This window comes from Caulobacter soli, from assembly GCF_011045195.1.
Classification (GTDB): Bacteria; Pseudomonadota; Alphaproteobacteria; order Caulobacterales; family Caulobacteraceae; genus Caulobacter; species Caulobacter soli.
This window is the reverse complement of record NZ_CP049199.1, coordinates 4,456,013-4,468,951: the sequence shown is the minus strand read 5'-3', so window position 1 is coordinate 4,468,951 and position 12,939 is coordinate 4,456,013. Positions and strand designations below refer to the sequence as shown.

The 12,939-nt window shown below is 68.6% G+C and carries 10 protein-coding genes; 2 read left to right on the top strand and 8 right to left on the bottom strand.

Going from position 1 to position 12,939, the window contains the following annotated elements; translation table 11 throughout:
* Positions 1–14: 14 nt before the first annotated feature.
* On the bottom strand, positions 15–2,093 hold the full coding sequence (locus G3M62_RS20730) for a putative bifunctional diguanylate cyclase/phosphodiesterase (protein WP_165190451.1): 2,079 nt from the start codon (positions 2,091–2,093) through the stop codon (positions 15–17).
* 244 nt (positions 2,094–2,337) lie between these two features.
* Here G3M62_RS20730 and fdxA point away from each other — a divergent pair, with 244 nt between their 5' ends.
* Together fdxA and G3M62_RS20720 are read left to right on the top strand one after the other, a co-directional pair.
* On the top strand, positions 2,338–2,679 hold the full coding sequence (gene fdxA, locus G3M62_RS20725) for a ferredoxin FdxA (protein ID WP_165190450.1): 342 nt from the start codon (positions 2,338–2,340) through the stop codon (positions 2,677–2,679).
* 304 nt (positions 2,680–2,983) lie between these two features.
* Positions 2,984–3,499 carry a CarD family transcriptional regulator gene (locus G3M62_RS20720; RefSeq protein ID WP_165190449.1) on the top strand — a complete coding sequence of 172 codons (516 nt, stop codon included), beginning with the start codon at positions 2,984–2,986 and terminating at the stop codon, positions 3,497–3,499.
* A 93-nt stretch (positions 3,500–3,592) separates the two neighbouring features.
* Here the strand turns inward: G3M62_RS20720 and G3M62_RS20715 are convergent, their stop codons facing one another.
* The 7 genes from G3M62_RS20715 to G3M62_RS20685 all read right to left on the bottom strand — a co-directional run bounded on the left by G3M62_RS20715 (position 3,593) and on the right by G3M62_RS20685 (position 12,828).
* Positions 3,593–5,074 carry a PepSY-associated TM helix domain-containing protein gene (locus G3M62_RS20715; RefSeq protein WP_165190448.1) on the bottom strand — a complete coding sequence of 494 codons (1,482 nt, stop codon included), beginning with the start codon at positions 5,072–5,074 and terminating at the stop codon, positions 3,593–3,595.
* Positions 5,074–5,655: a hypothetical protein gene (locus tag G3M62_RS20710; protein ID WP_246263360.1), complete on the bottom strand. Its 582-nt coding sequence runs from the start codon at positions 5,653–5,655 to the stop codon at positions 5,074–5,076. Before G3M62_RS20710 ends, G3M62_RS20715 begins: the two co-directional genes overlap by 1 nt.
* Complete coding sequence (locus G3M62_RS20705) at positions 5,652–7,976, bottom strand: TonB-dependent receptor (RefSeq protein WP_165190447.1); 2,325 nt, start codon at positions 7,974–7,976, stop codon at positions 5,652–5,654. Before G3M62_RS20705 ends, G3M62_RS20710 begins: the two co-directional genes overlap by 4 nt.
* A gap of 149 nt (positions 7,977–8,125) precedes the next feature.
* Positions 8,126–8,518 (bottom strand): response regulator, encoded by a 393-nt coding sequence (locus G3M62_RS20700; protein WP_165190446.1) that lies wholly within the window; start codon positions 8,516–8,518, stop codon positions 8,126–8,128.
* Positions 8,519–8,587: 69 nt separating this feature from the next.
* Positions 8,588–11,056 carry an ATP-binding protein gene (locus G3M62_RS20695; RefSeq protein ID WP_165190445.1) on the bottom strand — a complete coding sequence of 823 codons (2,469 nt, stop codon included), beginning with the start codon at positions 11,054–11,056 and terminating at the stop codon, positions 8,588–8,590.
* A gap of 246 nt (positions 11,057–11,302) precedes the next feature.
* A complete protein-coding gene (locus G3M62_RS20690; RefSeq protein WP_165190444.1) occupies positions 11,303–11,674 on the bottom strand; it encodes a response regulator in 372 nt (123 codons plus the stop codon).
* Complete coding sequence (locus G3M62_RS20685; RefSeq protein ID WP_165190443.1) at positions 11,671–12,828, bottom strand: sensor histidine kinase; 1,158 nt, start codon at positions 12,826–12,828, stop codon at positions 11,671–11,673. The genes G3M62_RS20690 and G3M62_RS20685 overlap by 4 nt, the downstream gene beginning before the upstream one ends.
* Positions 12,829–12,939 lie beyond the last annotated feature (111 nt).

Below are 12,939 nucleotides of genomic sequence, written 5' to 3'. Positions count from 1 at the left end.
GGCAAGTCGGTGAGCTACTTCCCAAACCCCTTCAGATACCCCGCCACCATCCCCGCCGGCATCGGCCGCGAGAAGTGATACCCTTGGATCTGGTCGCAGCCGTAGTCGGCCAGGGCGTCCAGCTGGGCCTGGTCCTCGACGCCCTCGGCGACGACCTTCATGCCCATGGAGGAGCCCAGGGTGATCACCGCCTTCACGATGGCGGCGTCCTCGGTGTTCTGGACAAAGGACTTGTCGATCTTCAGCCGGTCGATCGGGAACTGGCGCAGGTTGGCGAGGCTGGCGTAGCCGGTGCCGAAATCGTCCAGCGCGATCATCACTCCGGCCTTGTGCAGGGCGCGGACGGTGTCGCTGACCATCTCCGAGCCCCAACCCATATAGACGTTCTCGGTGACCTCGATGGTCAGGCGCTCGCACGGCACGTTCCAGCGCTTGAGCCGGTCCTGGACCTCTTCGGCCAGACGCCCGCTGCGGAACTGGGCGGCCGAGATGTTGACGGCGACGCGACCGAATTCCACGCCTTGGTCCAGCCATTCGCGCATCTGCTTCAGCGCGGTCTCGAAGGCCAGGTCGCCCAGCTTCAGCGACAGGTCCTGGTCCTCGAAGGCGGGCATGAAGCGGTCGGGCGTCAGAATGCCCTGCTCGGGATGGTCCCAGCGCATCAGGGCCTCGAAGCCGCTGACGCTGTTGGAGGCGATATCGACCACCGGCTGGTAGTAGAGCACGAACTCCCTGGCCGTGATCGCCGCGCGGATGTCGCGCAGCAGCTCCACCCGCTGCTCCAGGGCCGAGCGCATCGAGGGATCGAAGACGACGCTGCGGTTGCGGCCCTCGTCCTTGGCCCGGTAGAGCGCGATGTCGGCGTTCTTGATCATGTGGCTGGGATCGGCGTCGAGATCGCCGTGCAGGGCCGCCCCGATGCTGGCGCTGACCGAGAAGCTGCGGCCGCCGTGCTCGATGGGCCGGCGCAGCAGGTCCTGCAGGGCGTTGACCGGCCGCATCATGTCGGCCTCGGAATGCAGGCCGCGCAGGATCACCGCGAACTCGTCGCCGCCCAGGCGCGCCACGGTGTCGCCCGAGCGGAAGGCCGCGTGCAGCATCTCGGCCAGGCGTTTCAGCAGGGCGTCGCCGGCGTCGTGGCCCAGGGTGTCGTTGATGTCCTTGAAGTGGTCGACGTCGATCATGATCAGGCCGAACAGCTCGCCCATGATCTCCGAGGCGTCGACGGCCTCCTGGAACTTACGCTGGAAATAGGCGCGGTTGGGCAGGCCCGTCAGGCTGTCCTTGAAGGCCAGGTTCTCGACGGCCTCGGTCTGGCGGCGGCGGTCGGTGATGTCCTTGAAGAGGTTGACCAGCCGCTCGGGCTTGCCGTCCGCGCCCAGGAATTTCTTCCCGACCGAACGCACCCAGGTCTCGACCCCGTCGTCGCGATTGAGGCGGAACTCGAAGACCTGGGCCTCGCCGTCCTTCCGGGCGCGGACCAGCTCGGCCATCTTCTCGCGGTCGTCGGGGTGCACGATCTCCAACGGGTCGTGCTTGAACAGGCACCATTTCTCCAGCTCGGGCGACGTGCCCGAGCAATAGATCTCGCCGGTCCGCAGGTCGTATTCGCGGACCATCAGGTCGTCGAGCTCCAGCGCCATCTTCAGGCGCTGCTGGTCGCGTTCGGCCTTCAGGGCGGTCTCGGCGTAGCCGCTGACGTCGCGGGCGGTGACGATCACCGCCAGGGTGCGGCCGGTTTCCGTCACGGTGGCGGCGAATTCGGTGCGCCAGATGCGTGGCTCGGCCCCGTTCAGCGAGATCGAGCGGTAGCGCGAGAACGCCTCGCCGAACGCCACGCAGCGCTCCAGGCTCTCGAGGTCCTCGGGACCGAACAGGGCGCGGCGGAAGTCGTCGCCGATCAGCAGATCGGGGCTGAGGCCGTGGCTTTCCCAGTCGGGGCTGACGGCGGTCAGGCGAAAGGCGTTGTCCACCAGGGCCGCCGCGAAGGGCGCATGGCGCACAAACGTCTCGAAGGCGTCCATCTGGGCGCCCGGCGTCTTGGTGTCCTGGGAGTTGATCGAGAGCTGTCGGCGCACGGCTGTTCTCGTCATGGGTCGGGTTGTCGACTTCTTGTTTGTTTTCCTTGGCTTGGTTGTGACCGAGCTTCGATAACAAAGCGTAACGTAACGACGGTATATGAAGATCCGCGTCTATTTAAGGTGGCGCCAAATCGCCACGCCTGGGCCGGTGTGAGAAATCCTGGGTCGCCGCGCAGCCAAGCCGCATTGACATTCGGGCGCTCGGCTTCGAAAACGCGCCCTCTCTCGCCTAGTCCCGGAACCTGCCGAGCCTTCGATGACCTACATCGTTACCGACGCCTGCATCAAATGTAAGTTCATGGACTGCGTCGAGGTGTGCCCGGTCGACTGCTTCTATGAGGGCGAGAACTTCCTAGCCATCAATCCGGACGAGTGCATCGACTGCGGCGTCTGCGAGCCGGAATGCCCGATCGACGCCATCAAGCCCGACACCGAGGACGAGCCGGACGGCAAGTGGCTGAGAATCAACTCCGAATACGCCAAGGTCTGGCCGAACATCACGGTCAAGGGCGTGCCGCCCGCCGACCGCGAAGAGTTCGAACGCGAAACCGGCAAATTCGAGAAATATTTCAGCGAAAAGCCCGGCAAAGGCTCCTGATCCGGCTGGTTCGGGCGGCTAAACAGGTCGCAAGCCTTTCATCAAGCTGAATTTTATGATATCGTCACTCTCGACGTAACGGTCGCGATCATCCGCGCCTGCCCGTCATGTGGACGATGTCAGCCGGGAAACCGGCGCGCCCGATCGAAGGCGAAGGGTGACCTAAGAACTATTCCAAATCCTGACCGGTACTGGCCCCGCACCCCTTTCGCGGACGGGTCCTTATCGCCGTTTGGGAGGCCCCTTTGGATGCTTTCGAGACGCGGTGTTTTGGGCTTTGCCCGAACTTATTGAGGACGAACGAATGAGCAAGAGCGGTCTGGACTTCTCGGTCGGCGATCACGTCGTTTACCCCGCGCATGGCGTGGGCAGCATCCAGGGCGTCGAGACCCAGGAAGTGGCCGGGATGGCGCTCGAGGTCTACATCATCACCTTCGACCACGAAAAGATGACCCTGCGTGTGCCGACCAAGAAGGCCAAGACCGCGGGCCTGCGCCCGCTGGCCGAAGGCAATGTCGTGTCGCAAGCCCTGACCACCCTGAAGGGCCGCGCCCGCGTCAAGCGCACCATGTGGTCGCGTCGCGCCCAGGAATACGAAGCCAAGATCAACTCGGGCGACCTGATCTCGATCGCCGAAGTGGTGCGCGACCTGCACCGCGCCGAGAACCAGCCGGAACAGTCCTATTCGGAGCGTCAGCTCTATGAATCGGCCCTGGACCGCATGGCCCGCGAAGTCGCCGCCATCGAGCGCATCGACCGAGAAGCCGCCATCGGCATCCTGACCAAGTCGCTGGTCAAGACCGCCGCCGCCGCCGCTTAAACCGGCCAGGCTGGAAAAGACAAAACGCCCCCGGACTTCGGTCCGGGGGCGTTTTTCGTTTCGGGAAGCGAAGGACGACGACCACGCATGGCGTCACGCCGCTTGACGCGGCTTCCAGAGGCTGGCGGCCAGGAGCACGGCGGTCAGCAGCAGGCCGGCGTCGATGATCCAGGCCACGGGATCGGCCAGCCGGCCGCCGTTGAGGGCGACATGGACCGGAACCGTCAGGGCCAGCAGGCCCGCCGTCGCCGCGCGCAGGCGTAGCGACAGGGCGGCCGGGGCCCAGAGAATGGCCGTGGCGCTGGCCGCCAGGGTGGCGAGCAGCCAGACCATGACGGGCGCCACCGGCAGGATCAGGGCCGCCAGGGCCGAGAGGGCGTAGGCGAACGGCTGGCTCCAGACGAAGGCGATCCACACCCGTTCCCAGCGCGGCGCGGGCCGTCCCTTGTCGCGGCGGCGCGCCAGCCAGATGGCCACCCCGCTGGAGGTCACGCTGGTCAGGCCTAGGCCCAGCAGCAGATAGGCGATCTTGACCGGCCAGCCGCCGAACCAGCCGAAGTGCAGCGGGGTCATCGCCGACAGCACTTTCTGGCCGAGGTTCCCGGTCTCGTAGCCGACCGCGCCGCGCAGTTTGGCCTCGCCGTCGATCACATAGATCTCGCCGCGCGACAGGCGACCGGGGGTCAGGGCGCTGACGCTGGCGTGCTGGCCCCGCTCGCCGGGATGCTCGACGAACAGATAGGTGGTCCGGGCCTCGGGGTGGGCTGCGCGCAGCGTGGCCAGCACCTGGGTCAGGTCGATGATCGGCGCGGGGCGGGCGTCGTCGGCGACCTTGGGACCGGTGAACAGGGCGTAGGCCTTGGTCGTGTCGCCCTTGAAGGTGGCCAGGGCCAGCACCCCGACGATGATCACCGTCAGGCCCAGGAACGCGCCGGTCAGCGACACCACCAGGTGGAAGGGCAGGCCCCAGACCGAGATCCGATTGTGCAGGTCGGCTTCCTGCAGGCGCTTGGACCCGCCCCAGCGGAACGCGAAGGCGTCCTTGAAGACCCGGGGATGCGACAGCACGCCGGAGATCAGCGACGACAGCAGCGCCACGCCGGTCAGCCCGACGATGAAGCCGCCCCAGGCGCGCGGCAGGTGCAGCACGGTGTGGAGTTCAGCCTGGAACTCGGTCCAGGGCGTCTTCATCTCGCCGACGATCGCGCCGGAGGCGTCGGCGACGAAAGTGCGTTCGGCTCCGGTCGCGTCGTCCAGGTGCGCGGTCAGGCGCGGCCGGACCGGTTCAGGCAACTGGACGAAGACGTCGCGGGCCTTGGGATTGTGCGCCAGGGCCTCGCGGAAGACGCGGTCGGCCGCCTGGGGCGTGGCGGCTTGCAGCACCGGACCGGCCGGCTGTTCCCAGCGAGTGTATTCCTGGGTGAAGACGGCGATCGAGCCGGAGAAGCAGACCAGGTAGATCAGGGCCGCGAAGGCCAGGCCCAGGGCCGAGTGACCGGCCAGCATGGCGCGCACGAACTCGGCCGGAACCTTGGGCCAGATCGGCTTGCCGGCGGGCTTGGTTGAGCCGTCCATCACAGGGCTCCCTTCAGGAAGGCCGCGCCCAGGGTGACGACCGCGACGCCGGTCAACACGGCGGTGGCGCGCAGGATCTTGTCGTCGGACAGGGTCCAGGCCATGCCGCCGGCCCACAGGAACGGCACCATCAGGCCGCCGATCACCATGCGGCTCTGCACCGCGCCGGGCGCGCAGATCGCCACGGCCAGGCCGCAGCCCAGAGCGGCGATCCCGGCCAGCGGACCGGCCAGGATCCCGCGCAGCCAGCCGCGCCAGGCGATACGCCGCCGCTCGGAGGGCTCCAGCGCCAGTTCGCGCGCGGCCTTCTTGCGGGCGTTGCGGAACTCGACGCCGCTCGCCACCAGGGCCAGCGCCAGGGTCGAGCCCAGGGCCAGTACGACCGCCGGCCCACGGGCGACGCCCAGCAGGAACACCGACAGGACCAGCGCCAGGACCAGAAGGCCCCAGCCGCCCAGGATCAGCCAGGGCCGCCGGGGGCTGGCCCCGGCCCAGGCCCGCCGCAGCAGGACGGCGCCGCCCAGGGTCAGGAGCGCCAGGCCCAGCCCGATCCAGGCGTCCAGGGCCAGCAGCCCGCTCACCAGCGGGTCTCGATCGTCAGGCCGAACACGCGCGGCTCGCTCAGCAGGGCCAGCGGGACGTCTTCGCGGCTGTACTGGCTCCAGGTGGCGTTGAGCAGGTTCTTGCCGAACACATAGGCCCCCCAGTGGTCGCGCTCGTAGCCGAAGCGGCCGTTGAACATCACGTGGGCCTTGACCACATCGGCGGCGGTCGGGTCGACCTGGGCCTGCGAGAAGGCCTTGCTGCGATAGTTGCCGTCCAGGTGGCCGACAAAGCCGTTACCCCAGCGGTAGTCGACGCCGCTGGCCAGGGTCCAGTGCGGCGCATAGGGGAATTCCGCGCCGCTCAGATCGGTGGTGGTCGTGCCGACCGTGACGTTGAAGTCGTCGAACTTGGTGCGGGTGTAACCCAGCGAGGCGTACCAGCTGAGGTGTTCGTCGACCCGTTGGGCGACTTCCAGCTCGAAGCCGTAGTCGTGCGACTTGCCGGCGTTCTCGACCTGATAGTCGTAAGTGTTGAGGCCCAGATTGACCAGCACCTGCTGGTCCTTCCAGTCCAGGTAGAAGGCGTTGGCGTTGACCGTCAGCGAACCGTCCAGCCAGGCCGTGCGCAGCGAGGCCTCGTAGTTCCAGGTGTACTCCTCGTCGTACGGCTTGACCGTCGAGCGGGCGATGTTGACCGACTGGCCGCCCGAGCGGTAGCCGCGCTGGGCCGTCAGGCTGGTGGCGATGTCGCTGGTCCAGTCGTACTTGACGCCGACCTTGGGCAGCCAGGCGTTGAACTTGCGCGTGTCGCCGGGCGCCGACGCGTTGGCCTGGGCGACCATGTTGCCGACGAACTGGTTCACCAGGGTCACGTAGGGCGCGTAGGGGCCGAAGCTGGCGGGGGTGGGATAGGTCCCGACGAAGGTCGCCGACTGCACGCTGTGGCCGGTGTTTTCCTCGTGGTCGTATCGCAGGCCGCCCAGCACGCTCAGCTTGGGGGTCAGGGCGAACGAGCCGTCGGCGAACAGGGCCGTGGTCTGGACGATCTCCGGCTGGCTGCCCTTGTAGTCGACCGGGATGACCGGCAGGGCGGCGACATAGAGATTGGCGAAGGCGTTGGCCTGGGCCGCGGCGCCCGCTTGTTGGATCGGCGTCGGGTTGGGCACGCCGGCCAGCAGGGTCGAGGTCAGGACGCTGACCAGGGTCGCCTTGGGGAAGGCCACGTTGGTGATGCTGGCGGTGGTGTCCTCGGTGTCGCGCTTGGCGTGATAGAGGCCGATTAGGCCCTTCAGCCGGTCGCCCTCGTAGTTCAGCCGCAGTTCCTGCGAGGACGTCTTGATGTGCTGGTTGCGCTCGCCGAAGGCGAGGCGGGCGGCCGTGTAGTCGGAATCGAATTGGCCCCGGGTGGTGACCTCGTTCCACGAGGCGATGCCCGTCACGGTCAGCCGGTCGTTCAGCTTGTAGCTGGAATCCAGGGTGTAGATGTCGACCTTGCCGGCCATGTGGTTGGGGTCGTTCGAATAGTCGAGGCGGTGGTCGTAATAGTCGGGCGTGTCGGTCCGCGAATAGGAGAACAGATAGCCCGCGTCGCGCTTGTTGTGCGCATAGGTGGCCATGACCTTCAGGCCGGGCAGGGCGGTCGGGGTCAGCAGCAGCTTGCCGCGGATATAGAGGTTGTCGACCGCGTCGACGTCCTCGTGGCGGGTCGTGTTGTAGATGAAGCCGTCGGACTTCTTCTTCTCGGCCGCCACGCGGAAGGCCAGCTGGTCGGCGACGATCGGGCCGCCGCCGGCGACGGCGATCGAACGCTCGTCGCCGCTGGCGACGGTGGCGCGGGCGCGAAAGCCCCAGTCGAAGCTGGGATCGGTCGAGCGGACGATGATGGCCCCGGCCAGCGAGTTGCGGCCTTGCAGCGTCGATTGCGGTCCGCGCAGGACCTCGACCTGCTGGATGTCCCACATCTCCAGCGGGCCGCTATAGACCGCCGTTTCGGGCAGGGCCGCGCCGTCGACATAGACCGTGGACAGGCCGCCGGTGCCGCCGCCCGAGACGTTGCTGTTGCTGATGCCGCGGATCGTGAAGCCGGTCTTGCCGTAGGTCTCGCTCATGTTGGCGGTGCGGGCGACGACGTCATAGAGCGTGCGGATGTTCTCGCGCTCGATCCGGGCGGCGGTGGTCACCGCCACGCTGGTCACCGTCTGCTGCACCGTGCGCGAGGCCTTTTCGCCCGTGATGATCACGGCCTCGACGGTGTTGTCGGGATCGGTCGCCGTCTGGGGCGTCTCCGCCGCGTGGGCCATGCCCGTGCTCAAGGCCAGGCTGCTGACAGCCCCGATCATCATAAGCTGAAAACGCATGCGAACCCCCGACGCTGATAATGCGTCGCAACTACGTTTTTATGCGAATGATTGTCAATTACGGTGTTTCAGGGCCGAAACGTTTCTGAGCGGGCCGCCTGTAGCCGACAAGCGCGAGAGCGAGGACCAAGCACCGAGCGCGCTAGGCCCTACCCCAGCACCAGCTCGCCTTCGCCGCGTCGGGCGATCAGGTCGCCGATCACCGTGAACAGGGTCAACAGGTCCACGGGTTTGCGGATGACGTCGTCGGCCCCGGCGGCGTGGCAGTCGGCCTCCAGCGTCGAGCCGCCATCGGCGGTGACCACGATCACCGGCAGCCGAGCCTTTTCGTCGGTGCGCGTGCGGATCTCACGGATGGCGGTCAGGCCGTCCATGCCGGGCATGCGCAGGTCCATCAGGATCAGATCGTAGGCGTTGGCGTCGATCATCGCCAGGCCGGACGGGGCGTCCTCGGCCTCGTCCATCTCCACGCCCCCGGCCCGCAGCATCTCGGCGATGACGCGGCGGTTCATCTGATTGTCCTCGACGAACAGCACCCGCATGGGCGGAGAATCCTTGGTTTTCCAAAGCGATGGCTTCGACGTGAAACCCGGCTACAGCTTAGAGCGGGTTCAGGCCGTGGCAATCGCCCTGACGCCTTGATCTCCCGGCGCCTGATTTTCGAGCAGGCCGGACAGGGTCTCGACGAGCCCGGCGGCCGTGATCGGCTTGCGGATGATCAGGGCGGCGCCGGCGGCGCGCAGGCTGGCTTCATGGTCGGCGTCGGCGGTCAGCAGCACCGCGATCGGAGCCGGCCCCAGGGCGTCCCGGAGCGCGCCGAGCGCCTCGCCCAGCTCGCCGGCCTCGATCAGCGCCAGGTCGAAGGCCTGGCCCTGGGCCGCGTCCAGGGCGTCCTGGCGGCTGGCGACGGCGTTCAGCGCGCGGACCTTGGGGCGCAGTACGGCGGCGGTGACCGAGCGCGTCAGGGGATTGGGATCGCAGAACAACAGGGCGCAGTCCTTGAGCGCCAAGGTCGCGACGGGCTGGGTCGCGGCCGGCGTGGCCGAGGCTCCGGCGCCGGTCCGTTCCAGCGGCAGGTCGACGGTGACGGTCGTGCCCGCGCCCGTCGTGCTGTCCAGACGGATCTGGCCGCCCATGGCGTCGGCCAGCCGGCGGCAGATGGCCAGGCCCAGCCCGGCGCCGCCATGGGCGCGGGTGCGGCTGGAATCGACCTGGCCGAACGGCTCGAACACCTCGGCCAGCTTGTCGGCGGGCACGCCGGGACCGGTGTCGGCCACCTGGATCCGCAGCCGCTCGCCGGCGGGCCCCGGCTCGACCGAGAGCGTCAGACGCACGCTTCCCTGGGCGGTGAACTTCACGGCGTTGGACAGCAGGGCGAACAGGATCTGGCGCAGGCGGCCGGCGTCCTCGACGATCCGGCCGGGCGCGGCGGAAAGGTCGCAGGTCAGGGTCAGGCCCTTGGCGGCGGCCTTGTCCGACCACAGCCGCACGGCCTCGTGGGCCAGCTTCGGCAGGTCGAAGGCGGCGCGGTTCAGGGTGACGCCGTCGGTCTCGATCCGCGCCATGTCCAGGATGTCGTCGACCAGGGCCCGCATGGTCTGGGCCCCGGCGCTGACCACGGCGACGCGGTCGCGCAGCTTGGGATCCAGGTCGGGCTGCGCGAGAACCACCTCGGTCATGCCCAGGATGCCGTTTAGCGGGGTGCGCATCTCGTGGCTGGTGTTGGCCAGGAACTCGGTGCGAGCGCGCACGGCCTTGGCCAGCAGCTGGTTGGCCTGGCGCAGGCGGTCGTTGGCGGCGCGGGCCAGGTTGCGGCTGCGGCGCGCGCTGACGATCGCGGCGGCCAGCACGGCCACCACCAGGGCGGCGCCGGCCAGCAGCACGGCGGCGATCAGGTTGCGGGCCCGCGCCAGCTTGATGTCGCGCTCCAGCTGGCCGGCCTTCAGCTGGGCGATGCGCGAGGCCTGGTTGGCGTAATCGAACTGAGCGGCCATCAAGGCGGCGTTGGTCGAGGCGGCCAGGGCCTGGCCCTGGTCGTCCAGCCGCTTGAAGGCCTCCAGATGGGCCAGGGCCAGGTCCTTCTCGCCCAGCTGCTTGTAGGTCCTGTAGGCGGCCGCGTGCAGGTCGGCGTCGGCCGGGCCGGTGGTCTTCAGGTCGACGCCCGCGAACAGCGGCGTCAGCACCCGGGCCGCCGCCTCGGGGCGACCTCGCGCCAGCTCGACCTGGACCTCGGCCTTCATCACCGAGCGCTGGGCGCTCTGGGCGTCGGGCAGCGGACGCAACAGGGCGTGGGCGTCGTCGATCAGGGCCTTGGCGGCGTCGGAACGGCCGGTGTGCGCCTGGGCGATGGCCAGGTTGGCCATGATCCGGGCTTCCAGCTGGGGCTTGCCCATCCGCTGGGCGATCTTGCGGGCTGTCTCGAACTCGCCGACCGCCCGGTCGTACTGTTCGTCCGACATCAGGGCGTTGCCGATGTTGTTGGCCGCGCTCAGCGCCAGCAGCTGGTCGGCGGGATAGACCTCGGCCGACTGGGCGTAATAGTGCAGCACCTTCTGATAGTCGTTGGCGTCCTGGTAGATCGAGCCGATGTTCTGCAGGGCCACGGCCTGGCCGCGTGGCTGGCCAGCCTTGCCGAAGATGCGATAGGCGGCCTGGAAGTCGCGCAGGGCGGTCTGGACCTTGCCCTGCTCGGCCTCCAGCGCGGCCTGGGTCATGACCAGGTCGCCGTGCAGCTTGGTGTTGGGAACCTTGGCGGCGGCCGTCGCCAGGCCGGCCGCGACCACGGGGGCGGCCTCCTTGGCGCGATTGAGCCGCAGCAGCGCCTCGCCCTGAAGCCACTGGGCGGCGGCGATCTCCTCGTCGCGATGCGGACCCGTGTCGGCCTGGGCCAGGGTCAGGGCCTGGCTCGACAGGGTCAGGGCGGCGCCCGGATCGCCCATCATGGCGTCCTTGGCGGCGGCCAGGCGAGCGTCGATGGGGCTGACGGGCGTGGGGGCGGGCGCGGCGAGGCTGGCGGCCGCCGACGCGCCGACCAGCAACGCGGCGAGCGCCGCCGCCAAAATCCGCCCCCTGACGACCATGCACCCGCTCGAATCCTGAAACCGGAACGATAGCAGGCTCTAGCGAGCGTCCTGGCAGCGACCGGACGTCGCATGTTGACGGCGGGAAGGCTTATTGAAGCGGAGGGACGCCCCCTCCGTCACGATGCGTATCCGCATCGCGCCACCTCCCCCGCGATGCGGGTGAGGAGGATGCGGGCCTGTTCTCCTCCCCCGTGAAACGGGGGAGGTGGCGGCGAAGCCGACGGAGGGGGCGTTCGACGTGCGCTACGCCGCCTTGCCGAACCCCTCGACCGCGTTCTTCAACAAGGTCGGATTGATCGGCTTGTTCAGCACCACGATCTCCTCGAACCCCGGGCGGGGCAGGGCGCCGTAGCCGGTGGCGAAGACGAACGGGATGCCGGCGGCGCGCAGGCGCTCGGCGACCGGGAACACCATGGTCCCGCCGATATTGACGTCCAGCACCGCGCCGTCCAGCTCCGGCGGGGGCACGGCGGCGGCCTGCAGATAGGCCAGGGCCTCGTCGACCGCGCCGAACGAGCCGGAGATCTGGCAGCCGAAATCGGTCAGCAGGTCCTCGACCATCAGGGCCACCAGGGCCTCGTCTTCGACGATCATGATGCGTGGCGCGTCGCTCATGCGGGAACCCCCGTTTCGGCGGCCACGCGATCCGACAGCGGCACGCGCAGCCTATAGCTCAGGCCCTTGGGCTGATAGGTCAGGCGGGCCTCGCCGCCCAGGTCGCGGGCGACGCCGTGCTCCAGTAGGCGCGTGCCGAAGCCCTGGCGCTTGGGCACGAACACCGGCGGCCCGCCGCGCTCGACCCATTCCAGGACCAGGCTGGGAACGGCGTCGACCGGCTCGACGCGCCAGACCACGCCGACCTGGCCGCTGGCCGCCTTCAGGGCCCCGTGCTTGGCGGCGTTGACCATCAGCTCGTGCAGCGTCATGTGCACCGCCACGGCCGTCTCGGCGGTGAGGGTCACGGTGGGGCCGCGCGCGGTGAAGCGCGGATCGGCCAGGCCGCCGAACGGCTCCAGCGCCGCCTCCAGCACGTCGCGCAGGTCGGTGCGGCCCCAGCCCTGGCGGGTCAGCAGCTCGTGGGCCCGCGACAGGCCCATCAGCCGCGACTCGAACGACTCAGCGAAGTCGGCCGGCGAGGGGGCGGTGCGCAGGGTCTGGCGGGCGATCGACTGCACCGAGGCCAGGGTGTTCTTCACCCGGTGGTCCAGCTCGCGCAGCAGGAAGGTGCGCCGGTCCAGGGCCTGGGTCAAAGAGGCGTAGAGGTTGGCGTTCTCGATCGCCGCCGCCGTGGCCCGGGCCATGGTCTCCAGCTTGACCACGGTGTCGGGCGAGGGCGTCTGGCCGACCGCCCAATAGGCGCCGATCGCGGCGATCGGATCCTTCAGCCGCACCGGCGTCATCACCAGGCTTTTGACGAAGGTCGGGCGGTAGGCGTCGTGGGGGATGCGGTCGTCGGCGTAGATGTCGGGGATCACCACCGTCTGGCCATGGATCATCGCCCAGCCCGAGATGCAGGCGGTCATGGGAAAGCGCTGGCCCTTCCACATCGGGCCGATGGCGTCCTCGTCCAGATACCAGCACCGATCGCCGTCCCGCAGGACGAAGCAGACCCCGTCGGCGCCCGAGATGCGGCGGGCGGCCGAACGGACGACGGCGGCGACGTCCTCGATCGTCCGCGTGGCCGACAGCGCCTCGATCGTTTCGACCAGGGTGATGAGGGCGGCGTGATCAGCCTGTTCCGAACGCTCGGCGTTCGCGACGTTTAGCACTCTTGGGTGTCCCGAATACGCGTGTCCCCGAAATTCACCCTAACACCAAGCCAAGTCGCGGCAAGGTGGAGCCTGTGGTTAACGCTCGTCCGTGCGCTGTCGTTTACGTTG